Source organism: Stenotrophomonas sp. KH_052, from assembly GCF_057838755.1.
Genome location: NZ_CM174475.1, coordinates 2,204,547 through 2,220,456, shown reverse-complemented (window position 1 = coordinate 2,220,456; position 15,910 = coordinate 2,204,547). Strand labels below are relative to the sequence as shown.

Genomic DNA, 15,910 nt, shown 5'->3' with positions numbered 1-15,910 from the left:
GCGAAACGATGGCTGGGTAGAGTGGGCAATTGGCAGAGTCGACTGTTAGTCGACTTTCGCGCGGAGCGCGGGCCTTTTCCTTGGTCTGATCGGAGAGCAGTCGACTAACAGTCGACTCTACCGGCAATCGTCTCTATCAACAGCCGACGCAGCCAACCCACACCCAGCCCCTTCACTGACGACGAATTCCCGTCACCCCGACACGCCCCGACAGGAATCCGTACACGCAGGTCCGCCGCCACTCTTCGTCACCCACGACGAATCAACAACTTGGCGACACTCATCGTCAACATTCCGCGCCAATGTAGGGAATATCCCCACAAGCTGTCGGGATATCCACCAGGGCCCTCAGGAACCCCCCGATTCCGCCCCCGCCGGATCAAAAGCAAGATGCGTTCCACAAGGCGCCGGGGAGCGGTGCCGGGGAACCACGATGAAGGCTGCACTCTCGACCCAGCTGGGCCAACAACTTCACCTCACCCCGCAGTTGCTGCAGTCGATCCGGCTGCTGCAGCTCGACGGCCTGCACCTGGAACAGGAAATCCAGCGGCTGCTGGATTCCAACCCACTGCTGGAGATCGAAGAAGCTGAAGCCCCGGCTGCCGAGTCCACCGATGCCGGCGCCACCACGCTGGAAACGGCCGCCTTCGACGAACTGCCCGAATCCTCGATGTGGGATGTGGCCGGCAGCAGCTGGCAGGACGGCGACGATGACCGCATGGCACGCATCGCGGCCGGCGAATCCAGCGACCCGCAGCTGCGCGTATTGCAGCGTCTTTCGCTGGACATGGATGACCGTGAGCTCGCCGTGGCTGCGTTCTGGCTGGACCATTGCGACGAGGCCGGTTACCTGCAGGCGCCGCTGGCCCAGCTGCAACTGCTGGCCAGCGCCCAGTTCGACATCGCCGCCGATGGCGTGGAAGCCATCCGCCAGCAGCTGCTGCATGGCGAGCCGGCCGGCATGGCCGCACAGGACCTGCGCGAAGGCCTGCAGGCACAGCTGCGCAGCCTGCACGGCGTGGTACCTGCACGCCACCTGGCAGCACGCATCCTCGACGGCGCGCTGGATGCACTGGCCGCGCACGACTACCCCGCCCTCGCCCGCCAGCACGACGCCGAGATCGACGACGTTCGCGAAGCGGTGCGCCTGATCCTGTCACTACAGCCGCGCCCGGGCGACAGCCTGCTGCCGGAACGCAATGCCGTGGTGGTACCGGACGTGGTCGCCTGGCACGCCGATAACCAGTGGAAAGTGGCATTGAACCCCGCCACCAGCCGCCGCGTCTCGATCAACAGCCAGTACGAACAGGCCCTGGCCGAGACCAGCGAGGCCGCCCCGGCGCTGCGCGAAATGCTGCAGGAGGCGCGTTGGTTCAGCCGCGGACTATCGATGCGCTATGACACCCTGCTGCGCACAGCGCGGGTGATCGTCGAACGCCAGGCCGCCTTCCTGGTGCGTGGCGAGGAAGCCATGGCACCGCTGACCCTGAAGGAAGTGGCCGAAGAGATCGGCATGCACGAGTCCACCGTCTCGCGCATCACCACCGGCAAGTTCCTGCAGACCCCGCGCGGCACCTTCGAACTGAAGCACTTCTTCGCCGTGCGCCTGGAAGGCGCCAGCGTCTCCGGCCAGGCCGTGAAGGCCATGGTCCGCCGCCTGATCGACGCCGAACCGGCCGGCCGGCCGCTGGCCGACGAGGCCATTGCCGGCCTGCTGTCGCGCCAGGGGGTGAACATTGCCCGCCGAACCGTCGCAAAATACCGAGAACAACTGGATATCGCCCCGGCCCGTGAACGGCGCCGGCTCAGCGCCAGGCAACCGCAGCTGGCCCGGGTGGGCTGAAAAGGATGTTGGACATGAACAAGCTCACGGTCCTGCTGGTCGATGACCACGAGGGCTTCATCAACGCGGCGATGCGCCATTTCCGCAAGATCGACTGGCTGCAGATCGTCGGCAGTGCCGGCAACGGCCTGGAAGCGATCGAGCGTTCGGAAACGCTGCGCCCGCAGGTGGTGTTGATGGACCTGGCAATGCCGGAGATGGGCGGCCTGCAGGCCACCCGCCTGATCAAGTCGCAGGACGATGCCCCGTACATCGTGATCGCCAGCCACTTCGACGACGTCGAGCACCGCGAACACGCGCTGCGCGCCGGCGCCGACAACTTCGTCAGCAAGCTGTCCTACATCCAGGAAGTCATGCCGATCCTGGAAGGCCTCAGGGAGGATCAGTCGTGAGCGAATCGCGCATCCTGGTGCTGGACAACGACGCCGTGCGCGCAGAGCGCACCGTTGCCCTGCTCGAATTCATGGACTTCAACCCGCGTTGGGTCTCCGACGCGGCCGACTTCGACCTGGGCCGCCAGCGCCAGAACGACTGGATGGCAGTGATCGTCGGCAGCCTGGACGACAGCGCCGCCAGCGCCGCGCTGTACAACTGGCTGGGCGGCAGCAGCCTGCCACCGCCGGTGCTGCTGGCCGATGGCGAAGCCACCGCGTTCGCGCAGCAGCACGGCCTGCATGAAGCCAACATCTGGCCGCTGGAAACCCCGCTGCGGCATACGCAGATGGAAGCCCTGCTGCGTCGCGCCAGCCTCAAGCGCCTGGACGCCGAGCACCAGGCCGGTGCCGTGCAGGAACAGGGCCCGACCGGCCATGGCCCGGCGGTAACCGAACTGCGCACCATGATCGAACAGGTAGCCGCCTTCGACACCACCGTGCTGGTGCTGGGAGAATCGGGTACCGGCAAGGAAGTTGTATCTCGCTCGATCCACCAGCGCTCGCCGCGCCGTGATGGCCCGTTCGTGGCGATCAACTGCGGCGCCATTCCGCCGGACCTGCTGGAAAGCGAGCTGTTCGGTCACGAAAAGGGGGCCTTCACCGGTGCACTGACCGCGCGCAAGGGCCGTTTCGAAATGGCCGAGGGCGGCACCCTGCTGCTCGACGAAATCGGCGACATGAGCCTGCCGATGCAGGTGAAGCTGCTGCGCGTGCTCCAGGAGCGCAGCTTCGAACGCGTGGGTGGCAACCAGACCATCCGCTGCAACGTGCGCGTCGTTGCCGCGACCCACCGCGACCTGGAAACCCGTATCGCCGAAGGCAAGTTCCGCGAGGATCTGTTCTACCGCCTCAACGTGTTCCCGATCGATGTGCCAGCCCTGCGCGAACGCCGCGAAGACCTGCCGGCGCTGGTGGAGACCATCGCCACGCAGCTGGCCCGCACCGGTCGCGGCGAAGTGCGCTTTACCGCCGAAGCGCTGCAGGCACTGGCAGGCTACGAGTGGCCGGGCAACGTGCGTGAGCTGACCAACCTGGTCGAGCGCCTCGCCGTGCTGCATCCGGGTGGCTCGGTACGCGTGCAGGATCTGCCGGCGCGCTACCGTGGCGATGCCGTCCTGGCAGCAGCGGCCGCACCGACACCGGCGCAGCCCATCGCCAGCGAAGAACGCCTGGACCTGCGCAGCTTCTCGTTCCACACCCCGGGGAGCGGCAACCAGCCTGCGCTGGAGCACGGCATCGCCGTCAATCGCCCGGCGGCACCGGTCGCACTGCCCGACGAGGGCATGGACCTGCGCAACCACATGGCCAACATCGAACTGGGCCTGATCAACGAAGCACTGGAACGCACCCAGGGCGTGGTCGCCCACGCCGCCCAGCTGCTCGGCCTGCGCCGCACCACCCTGGTGGAAAAGCTGCGCAAGTACGGCATCGAGCGTGAACAGGCCGAACTGGCCAGCTGAAGCGCGTCACCAGCATGAAGGGGGCACGAACGCCTGGGCTAGCCCGGGCGTTGGTGTTTCCAGTACTCGGGGTCGGATCCCTTTCCACAGGAAAGGGATCCGACCCCTTCTGCATTTGCACGTTTTCCTAAAGACAGCCGAGCCAAACTACGGTGCATTGCGAGGACTTCCCAAGGAGGTCCCACCATGCATCGCCTTACCCTGCTCGCCGCCCTGCTCTGCCCGGCCCTGGCCACCGCCGCCAACTGCACCCTGCCCACCACGCTGGACCAGCGCCAGTTCACCAACCTCAGCGACCCGCTTTACGCACCGGACAACCCCAATGCCGGACGCATGGTGCAGGTCAGCTTTGCCGGTAACCAGTACGTGCTGGACATCCTCGGCGCCGACCTCCGCATCGGCGGCAGTTACCACTACCAGCGCCTGGCCCCGCACATCGCGGAAATCCAGATGACTGAAGCCCACCCCGAAGGACCGGCCCGCTACATCCTGCTGTTGACCTGCCAGACCAATCACCAGGGCCGTTTCATCTACACCCAGCACGACGGCCCTATCGCACCGCGCCAGCGCCAGAATTCCGGCCGTTGGACCCTGCAGCCATAGGCCAGAAAACCGACGCCGGTTAAATGGCGCTTCCAATGGGGTCAGAGCCCGTTGCGTCGCAACGGGATCCGACCCCGTGCCGAACAAAACGTGTCGACCAAGGTCGACACCCACCAAGGGCAGTCCATGCCCGTCCGACAGATCGCGGGAAACTGTCGAAGGCGGGGTGGGTCCGGTTGCGGGGGCGTGAGCGCCATGGATGGCGCGACCGAGGCTACATGGACGTACTTGCGCCGTCCCCCGCAACCGGACCCACCCCGCCACCCCACGGATAGCCCGCCGTTGACGTTGCCGTTGCCGTTGATTCGGCGGGTGCAGGGCGCAGCCCTGCCAGCACACCCAAAACCCTCACTTCACTGAATCGAAAACCGGTTTCGGCACGGCACTTGCACCTGCTCCAGCAGACAACCCCATCCCCTGTTTCTGGAACCGTTGCAGATGTCCCACTCCGTCACGTCGATCCTTTCGCAGATCCGCTCCTATCAGACCCAGATGGGACAGCCGGCGCTCAACCCGCTGGGCGAAACGCCGCGCAGCAACGCCCTGCCTGGCACGGTGCTGGATGCACCGCAGGCCCAGCCGGCCAGCTTCACCGAAACCCTGCGTGGTGCGATTGCCGGCGTCAACGACGCGCAACAGAAATCCGGCGCCCTGGCCAAAGCCTTCGAAATGGGCGACCCCAGCGCCGACCTCGCCAAGGTCATGGTCGCCTCGCAGCAGTCCCAGATCGCCTTCCGCGCCACCGTGGAAGTCCGCAACCGTCTCGTCCAGGCCTACCAGGACGTGATGAACATGCCGCTGTAAGGATAGAACCGCATGGCCCTGTCGCTCTCCAAGGAATCCCTGAACGCCGAAAAGGCGGGCCAGTGGTTCGATCGGCTGCAAAGCCTGCAGATCACCCGTCGGCTCGGACTGATGGCGATGATCGCCGTGGCCGTAGCGGCCGGGCTGTCCGTGTTCTTCTGGTCGCAGAAGCCCGGCATGGTCCCGCTGTATACCGGCCTGGACCAGAAGGCCACCGCTGAAGCGACCGACCTGCTGCGCGCCGCCCAGATTCCGTTCCAGCTGGACCCGGCCACCGGTGGCATCACCGTGCCGGAAAAGAACCTGCACGACGCCCGCCTGAAGCTGGCCGGGTCCGGCCTGACCGACAGCGGCAAACTCGGTTTCGAGCTGATGGAACGCGACCCGGGCTTCGGCGTCAGCCAGTTCGTGGAAAGCGCGCGCTACCAGCATGCGCTGGAAACCGAACTGTCGCGCACCATCAACACGCTGCGCCCGGTGCGCGATTCGCGCGTGCACCTGGCCATTCCCAAGCCCAGCGCGTTCACCCGGCAGCGTGACGTGGCCAGCGCCTCGGTCACCCTGGAACTGCGTGGCGGCCAGCAGCTGGAACGCAGCCAGGTCGACGCCATCGTGCACATGGTCGCCGCCAGCATCCCGGACCTGGCACCGGAACGCGTGACCGTGGTCGACCAGAGCGGCCGCATGCTCAGCGTCAGCGACCCGAACAGTGAGGCCGCGGTCAACGCCGCCCAGTTCGAGCAGGTGCGCCGCCAGGAAACCTCGTTCAACCAGCGCATCCGCGAACTGCTGGAGCCGATGACCGGCCCTGGCCGGGTCAACCCGGAAGTCAGCGTGGACATGGACTTCTCGGTGACCGAGGAAGCCCGCGAACTGTACAACGGCGAGCCGCAGAAGCTACGCAGCGAGCAGATGAGCGAGAACAGCACCACCACGCCGGGTCCGCAGGGCGTGCCGGGGGCCACCAGCAACAGTCCGCCGGGCCAGGCCGCTGCGCCGGCAACCGCACAGACTCCGACCGAAAGCAGCAAGAACGCGACCCGAAACTACGAGCTGGACCGCACCCTGCAGCACACCCGGCAGCCGGCCGGCCGCATCAAGCGCGTGTCGGTGGCGGTGCTGGTGGACAACGTGCCGCGCGCCGGTGCCAACGGCAAGGTTGCACCGCAGCCGCTGTCGGCGGCCGAGCTGACCCGCGTCGAGGCGCTGGTCAAGCAGGCGGTCGGCTTCAACGCCGAGCGTGGCGACACCGTGTCGGTGATGAATGCCCCGTTTGTGCGTGACACCACGCCGGTCGAAGGCCCGGCATGGTGGGAGCTGCCGTGGGTACACGACGCCGGCCGCATGCTGCTGGGTGCCGTGGTGGTGCTGGCGTTGCTGTTCGGCGTGCTGCGCCCTGCACTGCGCGCGATCACCGGCCAGAACAAGAAGAACGACGAGCAGGCACTGGAACCGCATACCGCGGACGTGCAGCTGGTCGATGACGATGGCATGCCGCTGCCGGCGCTGGGCGCCGACCGGGCCAGCCTGGGCGGGCCGGACGCATTGGCTCTGCCGGTGGATTCATATGAGGAACGACTGCGGATGGCGCGTGAAGCCGTGAAGACCGACTCCAAGCGCGTGGCCCAGGTGGTCAAGGGTTGGGTGGCCAATGACTGAAGCACAACTGACCGGCGTGCAGCGCGCCGCCGTACTGCTGCTTTCGCTGGGTGAGCTGGATGCGGCCGAAGTGCTGCGCCACATGGAGCCCAAGGAAGTGCAGAAGATCGGCATCGCCATGGCCACCATGACCGACATCACCCGTGAGCAGGTGGAACGGGTGATGGACCAGTTCGGCCAGGAGCTGGGTTCGAAGACCTCGCTGGGCGTGGGCTCGGACGACTACATCCGCAACATGCTGGTGCAGGCACTGGGCAGCGAAAAGGCCGGCAATCTGATCGATCGCATCCTGCTCGGCCGCAACACCACCGGCCTGGATGCGCTGAAGTGGATGGACCCTCGCGCGGTGGCCGATCTGGTGCGCAACGAGCACCCGCAGATCATCGCCATCGTCATGGCCCATCTGGAAACCGACCAGGCCGCCGACGCGCTGAAACTGCTGCCCGACCGCACCCGCGTCGACGTTCTGCTGCGCATCGCCACCCTCGACGGTATTCCGCCGAACGCACTCAATGAGCTCAACGAGATCATGGAGCGCCAGTTCGCCGGCAACCAGAACCTGAAGTCGTCCAACATCGGCGGCGTGCAGTGTGCGGCCAACATCCTCAACTTCATGGACAGCGGCCAGGACCAGGCCATCCTGGGCGAGATCGCGCGCATCGACGCGCCGCTGAGCAACCGCATCCAGGACCTGATGTTCGTGTTCGACGACCTGGTCGACCTGGACGATCGCGAGATGCAGCTGGTGCTGCGCGAGGTCAGTGGCGAGCGCCTGGGCCTGGCCCTGCGCGGCGCCGACATCAAGGTGCGCGACAAGATCACCCGCAACATGTCGCAGCGCGCGGCCGAGATCCTGCTGGAAGACATGGAAGCACGCGGTCCGGTGCGCCTGTCCGACGTGGAAGGCGCACAACGCGAGATCCTGGCCATCGTCAAGCGCATGGCCGATGAAGGCACCGTCACCATCGGCGGAAGCGCGGAGGCGATGCTGTGAGCAACGTCGTGCGCTGGCTTGCCCCGGACCTGCTGGCCCCGCCCGAACCGGCGCTGGACCAGGAGAGCGCGTTCGAACTCACCGAGCCGGACCCGGAGCACGAACCGGAACCGCCGCTGCACCTGCCCACCCTGGAAGAGATCCAGGCGATCCAGGACAGTGCCGAGAAGGAAGGCTTCCAGCACGGCCATGCGGATGGCTACGGCCAGGGTCAGGCCGAGGTCCGTCGCCTCGCCGCGCAGATCGAGGGCATTCTCGACAACTTCAGCCGCCCGCTGGCGCGACTGGAAAACGAAGTGGTCGGTGCGCTGGGCGAGCTGGCGGTACGCATCGCCGGTGCGCTGGTCGGCCGTGCCTACGAGACCGATCCGGAGCTGTTGGCGCAGCTGGTCGGTGAAGCCATCGACGCGGTCGGTGGCAGCACCCGCGAAGTGGAAGTGCGCCTGCACCCGGACGACATCGCCGCGCTCGCTCCCCTCCTGAACCTGTCGCCGCAGCAGCGCCTGGTACCCGATACCAGCCTCAGCCGTGGCGACCTGCGCGTGCATGCCGAAGCGGTGCGCATCGACGGCACCCTCGAAGCCCGCCTGCGCGGCGCGCTGGACGCTGTGATCCGCCAGACCGGAGCAGGCGCATGACCCCCGAAGCGCAACCGAACCTGCCGCCGGCTGACTGGGCCGTAGCCCGCAACCTGCGCCTGGCCCGTCGCCTGGACGGCCTGCGCGTGGACACCGGGCATGGACGCGGCCTGATCCGCGAGGGCGTGCTGCGCCGGGCAGTCGGTCTGACCCTGGAAGCGGTCGGCTGCGAGGCGCCGCTGGGTGCCAGCTGCAAGGTGGAAGTGGTCGACGGCGGCTGGGTCGATGCCGAAGTGGTCGGCTTCGCCGGTGAACGCACCTACCTGATGCCCAGCGCCGAGCTGCATGGCCTGCTGCCCAATGCACGGGTGGTGCCGTCGGCGCGCCGTGGCGGCGTGGAAGTGGGCGAAGGCCTGCTCGGCCGCGTCATCGACAGCGATGGCGTGCCGCTGGATGGCAAGGGACCGATCCGCGCCGAAGGCCATGTCGGCATGGCGGGTGTCTCGATCAATCCGCTGGCGCGCGAACCCATTACCCAGCCGCTGGACGTGGGCGTGCGCGCGATCAACGCGCTGCTGCCGATCGGCCGTGGCCAGCGTGTCGGCCTGTTCGCCGGCTCCGGCGTCGGCAAGTCGACGCTGCTCGGCATGATGACCCGTTACACCGCCGCCGACGTGATCGTGGTCGGCCTGATCGGTGAGCGTGGCCGCGAAGTACGCGATTTCGTCGAGACCACGCTGGGCGAGGAAGGCCTGCGCCGCGCCGTGGTGGTGGCCAGTCCCGCCGACCGGCCGCCATTGGCGCGACTGCACGGCGCCTACCGCGCTACCGCCATCGCCGAATGGTTCCGCGACCAGGGCCTGAACGTACTGCTGCTGATGGATTCGCTGACCCGCTTCGCGCAGGCGCAGCGCGAGATCGGACTGTCGGTTGGTGAACCGCCGACCACCCGCGGCTACCCGCCTTCGGTGTTCGCCAAGCTGCCGGCGCTGGTCGAACGCGCCGGTAATGGTGCCAAGGGCCGTGGCTCGATCACCGCGTTCTACACCGTGCTGACCGAAGGCGATGATCCGCAGGATCCGATCGCCGATGCGGCGCGCGCGATCCTCGATGGCCACATCCTGCTGTCGCGCCGCGTGGCCGACAGCGGCCTGTATCCGGCCATCGACGTCGAATCGTCGGTCAGCCGCGTGGTCACGGAAATCGCCGACGAGCCGTGGCGCCTACGCATCCGCAAGTTGAAGCGACTGGTCTCGGCCTATTCGGCCAACCGTGACCTGATCGCCATCGGTGCCTATCAGCGCGGCAACGACGCGGCCACCGACGAAGCCCTGGAACGCTGGCCGGAAATCATGGAATTCCTCGGCCAGGACGTTGCCAAGGCCGCAGATCTCCCGCACAGCCAGGCGGCGCTGCAGCGCCTGGTGGAACAAGAGAGTTAAGCCATGAACCAGTCCAAGCGCATCGATCCCCTGCTCAAGCGGGCCCAGGAACACGAGGATGCCGTCGCTCGCGATCTGGCCGAACGCCAGACCGTGCTCGACACCCATCTGTCGCGCCTGGATGAACTGCGCCGCTATGCCGAGGAGTATGCGAACGCGCAGATGGCGGCCACCAGCCCGGCACAGCTGCTGAACCGTCGCGCCTTCCTCGATCGCCTGGACAGCGCGGTCGAACAGCAGCAGGCAACGGTCAATGGCAACCGCGAAAAAGTGGAAGCCGAGCGCGCCCGGTTGATCCTGGCCAGCCGGGACAAGGCCGTGCTGGAACAGCTGGCGGCCAGCTACCGCGCGCAGGAGAAGGTGGTGACCGACCGCCGCGACCAGCGCGAGATGGACGACATCGGCGCACGCCGTGCACGCCTGGCGCAGGCCGAGGACCACGAAGACGGTGAGCAGGGAGGCCGCACGTGATGCCCGCGCCGCTCGCCAGCAGCGCCAACGCGCAGGCACAGAACACCGGCAATGGCAGCGCGCGCGCGCCGCGCACTGACAGCGGCAAGGACTTCGGCCAGCTGCTGCAGGGTGGCACGCCGGGCCCGGACACGCCCGCGGCCGCCAGTACCTCATCGCCATCGTCGACAACACCAACGCCCACGCCGTCTGCGACCGCGGATGCCGACGGGCGGACGCCCGCCGAACGCAAGGCGGGCAGCGACGCTGCAACCGAAGACGCCACGGCAACGGCACCCGCAGCGCCTGCCATTGCCGGCACCGACAAGGACAAAGCGGCCACGACCGAGGATGCGCCGTGGCCACCGCTGGGCCTGGCCGGGCTGGTGCTGGCGGTGCCGACGCTGGCCGACCCGCCTGCAACGCTGCCAACAACGGCCACGCCTGTGCTTGGCGACGACGCTGGCGCCCTGCCCGCCGCAGCCGGCGCGGCGTTGCCGACGGCTGCGGCAACGGCATCCAGCGCCATCGCCACGGCAGCGCCCGACGGCAAGCCTCTGGCGGCCAGCGCCGACGACGCCACCACCCTGCCGCTGCCGGAGATTATCCTGCCGGCGGGCAAGCGCGGTGACCGCGGCGAAGGCAGCGATCTGGCCGCCATCGGTGACCGTACTCCTGTCCCCCTGCTGCATGCACCGGCAACTGCTGCCGTGCAGGATCTGAAGGCCGCGCTGGCCACCGGCAATGCCATCTTCAACGGCGAACCGACGCCGAAGCCGGTGCTCGGTGACGATGGCTTCGACCAGGCCATCGGCGCGCGCCTGGGCTGGCTGGCCGACCAGAAGATCGGCCACGCCCACATCCGACTGAGCCCGGATGACATGGGCCCGGTCGATGTACGCCTGCAGTTGAACGGCGACAAGGTGCACGCCAGCTTCAGCAGCCCGCACGTGGATGTGCGCCAGGCGCTGGAAAGCAGCCTGCCGCGCCTGCGTGAACTGCTGGGCGAGCAGGGTTTCCAGCTGGCGCACGCCGATGTTGGTCATCAGGCCCCCGGCGGTGACGGCAATGCGTCGGGCCAGGCCGGTAGCGGCAGCATGGCGGGTGACGGAGAACCGTCGCCGGGCGACGCCAGCATGTCGTCCGCCCAGCTGATCCGCCAGCGCGGGCTGCTGGACGCGTACGCCTGACCGCGGTGGCGCCGGGCCATGCCCGGCGAGCGCGAAGCGCGGATATCTTCCGCCGGGCATGGCCCGGCGCTACCGATGCAGGCCTCCGACGGAATTCCGTCGCACCCCTCTGCCCCGGCTCCGGCACGCCCCTTGCATATCCCGGTGAAGCAACCCTCAGGAGCTTCACCCCGTGGCCGCAGCCGCTGACAAAACCAAGAAGACCGCCGAGAAGGACAAGGCCGCCAAGCCGCGTAGTCCGATCCTGATCACCGCACTGGTGGCCGTACTGGCCGCCGCTGCCGCCGGTGGCGGCGTGTGGTTCTTCACCCAGTCCAAGCAAGAAGACAAGGCCGCACCGGCGCCGAAGAAGGCCGCTGCTCCGGCGCCGGCGCAGTACTTCGCATTGGATCCGGCCTTCGTGGTCAATCTCAACGGACCGGTCGATGGCCCGCGCTACCTGCAGCTGGAAGTGCAGCTGATGACCCGCGACCCGGCCGCGCTGGAAGCGATCAAGACCCATGCCCCCGCCATCCGCGCCCGCCTGCTGATGCTGTTCTCGCAGGTCAGCCCGGACCAGATCGCCGACATCGCCGGCAAGCAGAAGCTGCAGGCCACCTCGCTGGCCGAAGTGCAGAAAGTGCTCAAGGCGGAGACCGGCAGCAACGGTGCCGACGATCTGTTGTTCACCAGCTTCGTGACCCAGTAAGGGCCCACCGATGAATGATCTGCTGTCCCAGGACGAGATCGATGCCCTGCTCCACGGCGTGGACAATGGTGCAGTCGAGACCGATGCGGAACCGCCTACGGGCGAAGCACGTTCGTACGACTTCGCAAGCCAGGACCGGATCATCCGCGGTCGCATGCCGACCCTGGAAATGGTCCACGAGCGCTTCGCGCGCCTGTGGCGGATCGGCCTGTTCAACCTGATCCGGCGCTCGGCCGAGCTGTCGGTGCGCGGCATCGAACTGATCAAGTTCAACGACTACATGCACTCGCTGTATGTGCCGACCAACCTGAACCTGATCCGCTTCAAGCCGCTGCGTGGCACCGGCCTGATCGTGTTCGAGCCGACCCTGGTGTTCGCCATCGTCGACAACTTCTTCGGCGGCGACGGGCGCTACCCGACCCGTATCGAAGGCCGCGAGTTCACCGCCACCGAAATGCGGGTGATCCACCTGCTGCTGAAGCAGACCTTCGCCGACCTGCGCGAGGCCTGGGCACCGGTGATGGATGTCGACTTCGAGTACATCAACTCGGAGATCAACCCACACTTCGCCAACATCGTGACGCCGCGCGAGTACGTGGTGGTGTGCCGCCTGCATGTCGAGCTCGACGGCGGTGGTGGCGACATCCACGTCACCCTGCCGTATTCGATGCTGGAGCCGATCCGCGAGCTGCTCGACGCTGGCATCCAGAGCGACCGCAACGACCGCGACGAGAGCTGGGGCCAGACCCTGCGCGAACAGCTCAACATCGCCGAGGTGACCCTGTCCAGCGTGCTGGCCAGCAAACGCATGACCCTGCGCGACCTGACCCAGCTGAAGGTCGGCGACATCCTGCCGATCGAGCTGAGCCCGCAGGTGCCGTTGTGCGTGGAGAACATCCCGGTGTTCACCGGCGAGTTCGGCATCGCCAACGGCATGAACGCCGTGAAGATCACCGCTACCCATCCGCCGGGCACCCGTCCGCGCGTACCCGTCATCCAGGAAGACCCGCAATGAACGATATCGACGCCCTCGAACCGACCCCGGCCCAGTTCAGCAGCCTGCAGGCCGATGAAGCGAACGGTCCGGACCTGAACCTGGACGTGATCCTCGATGTGCCGGTGACCCTGTCGCTGGAAGTCGGTCGTGCCCGCCTGCCGATCCGCAACCTGCTGCAGCTCAACCAGGGCTCGGTGGTGGAACTGGAACGCGGCGCCGGCGAGTCACTGGACGTGTTCGTCAATGGCACCCTGATCGCCCATGGCGAGGTGGTGGTGATCAACGACCGCTTCGGCGTGCGCCTGACCGACGTAGTCAGCCCGAGCGAGCGGATCCGGAGACTGCGTTGAGCCTGCTGTCCTCCACCCTGCTGGCGGTCGGCAAGACCGCCGCCCCGATCGGCCCGCAGGTCGGCCAGCACGCGGCCGCCGCACCGAGCCTGTTCGGCGCGGTGCTGGCGTTGCTGGCCGTGCTGGCGCTGGTCATCGGCCTGGGCTGGGTGCTCAAGCGCCTGCCCGGCAGCGGCTTCCGCCCGGCCGAAGGCATGAAGCTGGTGGCCAGCCTGAGTGTCGGCGCCAAGGAGCGCGTGGTGGTGGTGGAGGTCAACGGCCAGCAACTGCTGCTGGGCGTGACGGCTGGCGGCATCAATACCCTGCACACCCTGCCCGAACCGCTGCCGCCGCCGGCCCCGGTGCGCGTGCCGGACTTCAAGAACCTGCCGAATTTCGCCCAGCTGCTGCAGCAGCGGCTGCGCAAGGATCCCTGACATGCGTGTCACCCGTACCCGTCTTGCCACCCTGATGCCGTGGCTGCTGATGCTCGCCCTGTGCCTGTTGCCGGCGCTGGCCTTCGCCGCGCCCGGTGCGCCGACCACGCCGCTGCCGGACATCAACGTCGGCAAGATCGGCGGTGCACCGGTCAGCCTGCCGCTGCAGACCCTGCTGCTGATGACCGCGATCACCCTGATCCCGTCGATGCTGCTGGTGCTGACCTCGTTCACCCGCATCATCATCGTGCTGGGCCTGCTGCGCCAGGCACTGGGCACCGGGCAGACGCCGTCCAACCAGGTGCTGCTGGGCCTGGCCCTGTTCCTCACCGCCATGATCATGCTGCCGACCTGGGACAAGGCCTGGAGCACCGGCATGGCGCCCTACCTCAATGGCGAGATCGACTTCCAGACCGCCTGGACGCTGACCACGTCGCCGCTGCGCGCCTTCATGCTGGCGCAGATCCGCGAGACCGACCTGATGACCTTCGCCGGCATCGCCGGGCACGGCACCTACGCCAGCCCCGACGCGATCCCATTCCCGGTGCTGGTCGCATCGTTCGTGACCAGCGAACTGAAGACCGCCTTCGAGATCGGCTTCCTGATCTTCATTCCGTTCGTGATCATCGATCTGGTCGTGGCCAGCGTGCTGATGTCGATGGGCATGATGATGCTGTCGCCGATGCTGGTCTCTGCACCGTTCAAGATCCTGCTGTTCGTGCTGGTGGATGGCTGGGTGCTGACCGTGGGTACGTTGGCGGCGAGCTTCAATCCGGCCTGATATCCCCCGTAAAGCGCAGTCGGGCATGGCTCGACTCTACATAAGCAGATGGAACCCGAATGTCTCCCGAACTTGCCTTGACCGAACTGCGTGGCGGCCTGATCACCGTGTTGTGGGTAGCCGGCCCACTGCTGCTCACCGTGCTGGTGGTAGGCGTGGTGGTGGGCGTGGTGCAGGCTGCGACCCAGCTCAACGAACCGACCATCGCCTTCGTTGCCAAGGCGGCAGCACTGACTGCGGTGCTGTTCGCACTGGGCAGCCTGCTGATCGGCCACCTGGTTGAATTCACCACGCTGCTGTTCCAGCGCATCCCACACCTGATCGGCTAGGACACGCGCTTCGATGGACGCCGCCACCCAGATGGCTGCCGATGGGCTGAACGCCTTCGGCATGATCGGCACCGTGCTGTGGACCATGCTGCGCATCGGCGCGGTGGCCATGGCCATGCCGATGGTCGGCACCCGCGCCGTCCCGGCACGGGTGCGCGTGGTGCTGGCCGGCACCCTGGCCATCGCGTTGGCACCCCTGCTGCCGCCGGTACCGGACTGGACCGGTTTCGATGCCGCCACGGTGCTGACCATCGCCCGCGAGCTGGCCATCGGCGTATCCATCGGCTTCCTGCTGCGGCTGGTGTTCGAGGCCGGCGCGATGGCCGGCGAACTGATCGCCCAGGGCACCGGCCTGGCCTTCGCACAGATGAGCGACCCGCTGCGTGGCGGTACCTCCGGCGTCATCGGCCAGTGGTTCTACCTGCTGTTCGGCCTGCTGTTCTTCACCGCCAACGGGCACCTGGCGCTGATCTCGCTGGTGGTGGACAGCTATCGGGCGCTGCCGATTGGCGCTCCGCTGCCGGACCCGCACGCATTCTTCAGTATTGCTCCAACCTTCCTGCTGACCGTACTGCGCGGCGCATTGACCCTGGCCATTCCACTGATCGTGGCAATGCTGGCGGTGAACCTGGCGTTCGGCGTGCTGGCGCGCGCCGCGCCGGCGCTGAACCCGATCCAGCTCGGCCTGCCGGTCTCGCTGCTGCTGGGCCTGTTCCTGCTGGCCCTGCTGGCCGGTGAAATGGGCCCGCCGGTACAGCGCCTGTTCGACGCCGCCTTCCAGGCTGCGGACGCGGTCACACACTGACCGGATCATCACGTTTTACTGCTTGCCCTTCCCCCGGGTCTGCGCGTTAGAGTGAATGCGCGGCAACCGGGGGGATGCCGCACGTGG

General features: G+C 67.3%; 18 protein-coding genes. All 18 read left to right on the top strand.

Features of this window, described 5'->3' with window-relative positions:
- The first annotated feature begins 433 nt into the window (after positions 1 to 433).
- The 18 genes from rpoN (at position 434) to fliR (ending at position 15,823) form a co-directional block, all read left to right on the top strand.
- The gene (rpoN, locus tag AC3ITW_RS10315) at positions 434 to 1,843 is read left to right on the top strand and encodes an RNA polymerase factor sigma-54 (protein WP_489390314.1); all 1,410 of its coding nucleotides are present in this window, start codon (positions 434 to 436) and stop codon (positions 1,841 to 1,843) included.
- A gap of 14 nt (positions 1,844 to 1,857) precedes the next feature.
- Entirely contained in the window at positions 1,858 to 2,235 is a 378-nt protein-coding gene (locus AC3ITW_RS10310; RefSeq protein ID WP_012510975.1) for a response regulator, read from the top strand.
- A complete protein-coding gene (locus tag AC3ITW_RS10305) occupies positions 2,232 to 3,737 on the top strand; it encodes a sigma-54 dependent transcriptional regulator (RefSeq protein ID WP_489390313.1) in 1,506 nt (501 codons plus the stop codon). Before AC3ITW_RS10310 ends, AC3ITW_RS10305 begins: the two co-directional genes overlap by 4 nt.
- A gap of 186 nt (positions 3,738 to 3,923) precedes the next feature.
- The gene (locus AC3ITW_RS10300; RefSeq protein WP_489390312.1) at positions 3,924 to 4,340 is read left to right on the top strand and encodes a hypothetical protein; all 417 of its coding nucleotides are present in this window, start codon (positions 3,924 to 3,926) and stop codon (positions 4,338 to 4,340) included.
- A gap of 438 nt (positions 4,341 to 4,778) precedes the next feature.
- Complete coding sequence (gene fliE, locus AC3ITW_RS10295) at positions 4,779 to 5,144, top strand: flagellar hook-basal body complex protein FliE (RefSeq protein ID WP_005409552.1); 366 nt, start codon at positions 4,779 to 4,781, stop codon at positions 5,142 to 5,144.
- 12 nt (positions 5,145 to 5,156) lie between these two features.
- Entirely contained in the window at positions 5,157 to 6,803 is a 1,647-nt protein-coding gene (gene fliF, locus AC3ITW_RS10290; RefSeq protein ID WP_006365727.1) for a flagellar basal-body MS-ring/collar protein FliF, read from the top strand.
- Between the two features lie 7 nt (positions 6,804 to 6,810).
- On the top strand, positions 6,811 to 7,797 hold the full coding sequence (fliG, locus tag AC3ITW_RS10285; protein WP_024958226.1) for a flagellar motor switch protein FliG: 987 nt from the start codon (positions 6,811 to 6,813) through the stop codon (positions 7,795 to 7,797).
- On the top strand, positions 7,794 to 8,435 hold the full coding sequence (locus tag AC3ITW_RS10280; RefSeq protein ID WP_489390311.1) for a FliH/SctL family protein: 642 nt from the start codon (positions 7,794 to 7,796) through the stop codon (positions 8,433 to 8,435). Before fliG ends, AC3ITW_RS10280 begins: the two co-directional genes overlap by 4 nt.
- Positions 8,432 to 9,817: a FliI/YscN family ATPase gene (locus AC3ITW_RS10275; protein ID WP_006365721.1), complete on the top strand. Its 1,386-nt coding sequence runs from the start codon at positions 8,432 to 8,434 to the stop codon at positions 9,815 to 9,817. The genes AC3ITW_RS10280 and AC3ITW_RS10275 overlap by 4 nt, the downstream gene beginning before the upstream one ends.
- A gap of 3 nt (positions 9,818 to 9,820) precedes the next feature.
- Complete coding sequence (fliJ, locus tag AC3ITW_RS10270; protein ID WP_006365719.1) at positions 9,821 to 10,288, top strand: flagellar export protein FliJ; 468 nt, start codon at positions 9,821 to 9,823, stop codon at positions 10,286 to 10,288.
- On the top strand, positions 10,288 to 11,457 hold the full coding sequence (locus AC3ITW_RS10265) for a flagellar hook-length control protein FliK (RefSeq protein ID WP_154354720.1): 1,170 nt from the start codon (positions 10,288 to 10,290) through the stop codon (positions 11,455 to 11,457). The genes fliJ and AC3ITW_RS10265 overlap by 1 nt, the downstream gene beginning before the upstream one ends.
- 172 nt (positions 11,458 to 11,629) lie before the next feature.
- Positions 11,630 to 12,145, top strand: coding sequence for a flagellar basal body-associated FliL family protein (locus tag AC3ITW_RS10260; RefSeq protein WP_100434585.1), 516 nt, complete (start codon positions 11,630 to 11,632; stop codon positions 12,143 to 12,145).
- A 10-nt stretch (positions 12,146 to 12,155) separates the two neighbouring features.
- Complete coding sequence (gene fliM / locus AC3ITW_RS10255; protein WP_006365636.1) at positions 12,156 to 13,160, top strand: flagellar motor switch protein FliM; 1,005 nt, start codon at positions 12,156 to 12,158, stop codon at positions 13,158 to 13,160.
- On the top strand, positions 13,157 to 13,492 hold the full coding sequence (fliN, locus tag AC3ITW_RS10250; protein ID WP_005409543.1) for a flagellar motor switch protein FliN: 336 nt from the start codon (positions 13,157 to 13,159) through the stop codon (positions 13,490 to 13,492). The genes fliM and fliN overlap by 4 nt, the downstream gene beginning before the upstream one ends.
- Complete coding sequence (fliO, locus tag AC3ITW_RS10245) at positions 13,489 to 13,908, top strand: flagellar biosynthetic protein FliO (RefSeq protein WP_006365633.1); 420 nt, start codon at positions 13,489 to 13,491, stop codon at positions 13,906 to 13,908. Before fliN ends, fliO begins: the two co-directional genes overlap by 4 nt.
- A 1-nt stretch (position 13,909) precedes the next feature.
- Positions 13,910 to 14,689, top strand: coding sequence for a flagellar type III secretion system pore protein FliP (fliP, locus tag AC3ITW_RS10240; protein ID WP_043395553.1), 780 nt, complete (start codon positions 13,910 to 13,912; stop codon positions 14,687 to 14,689).
- 59 nt (positions 14,690 to 14,748) lie between these two features.
- Positions 14,749 to 15,018: a flagellar biosynthetic protein FliQ gene (locus AC3ITW_RS10235; RefSeq protein WP_005413254.1), complete on the top strand. Its 270-nt coding sequence runs from the start codon at positions 14,749 to 14,751 to the stop codon at positions 15,016 to 15,018.
- A 13-nt stretch (positions 15,019 to 15,031) separates the two neighbouring features.
- The gene (gene fliR, locus AC3ITW_RS10230; protein WP_006365558.1) at positions 15,032 to 15,823 is read left to right on the top strand and encodes a flagellar biosynthetic protein FliR; all 792 of its coding nucleotides are present in this window, start codon (positions 15,032 to 15,034) and stop codon (positions 15,821 to 15,823) included.
- Positions 15,824 to 15,910 lie beyond the last annotated feature (87 nt).

What these genes read in the sequence shown, in the direction of transcription:
- rpoN (WP_489390314.1), top strand. Translation starts at nt 434, where the DNA reads ATGAAGGCTGCACTCTCGACCCAGCTGGGCCAACAACTTCACCTCACC.
- AC3ITW_RS10310 (WP_012510975.1), top strand. Translation starts at nt 1,858, where the DNA reads ATGAACAAGCTCACGGTCCTGCTGGTCGATGACCACGAGGGCTTCATC.
- AC3ITW_RS10300 (WP_489390312.1), top strand. Translation starts at nt 3,924, where the DNA reads ATGCATCGCCTTACCCTGCTCGCCGCCCTGCTCTGCCCGGCCCTGGCC.
- fliE (WP_005409552.1), top strand. Translation starts at nt 4,779, where the DNA reads ATGTCCCACTCCGTCACGTCGATCCTTTCGCAGATCCGCTCCTATCAG.
- fliF (WP_006365727.1), top strand. Translation starts at nt 5,157, where the DNA reads ATGGCCCTGTCGCTCTCCAAGGAATCCCTGAACGCCGAAAAGGCGGGC.
- AC3ITW_RS10275 (WP_006365721.1), top strand. Translation starts at nt 8,432, where the DNA reads ATGACCCCCGAAGCGCAACCGAACCTGCCGCCGGCTGACTGGGCCGTA.
- fliJ (WP_006365719.1), top strand. Translation starts at nt 9,821, where the DNA reads ATGAACCAGTCCAAGCGCATCGATCCCCTGCTCAAGCGGGCCCAGGAA.
- AC3ITW_RS10265 (WP_154354720.1), top strand. Translation starts at nt 10,288, where the DNA reads ATGCCCGCGCCGCTCGCCAGCAGCGCCAACGCGCAGGCACAGAACACC.
- fliM (WP_006365636.1), top strand. Translation starts at nt 12,156, where the DNA reads ATGAATGATCTGCTGTCCCAGGACGAGATCGATGCCCTGCTCCACGGC.
- fliN (WP_005409543.1), top strand. Translation starts at nt 13,157, where the DNA reads ATGAACGATATCGACGCCCTCGAACCGACCCCGGCCCAGTTCAGCAGC.
- fliP (WP_043395553.1), top strand. Translation starts at nt 13,910, where the DNA reads ATGCGTGTCACCCGTACCCGTCTTGCCACCCTGATGCCGTGGCTGCTG.
- AC3ITW_RS10235 (WP_005413254.1), top strand. Translation starts at nt 14,749, where the DNA reads ATGTCTCCCGAACTTGCCTTGACCGAACTGCGTGGCGGCCTGATCACC.
- fliR (WP_006365558.1), top strand. Translation starts at nt 15,032, where the DNA reads ATGGACGCCGCCACCCAGATGGCTGCCGATGGGCTGAACGCCTTCGGC.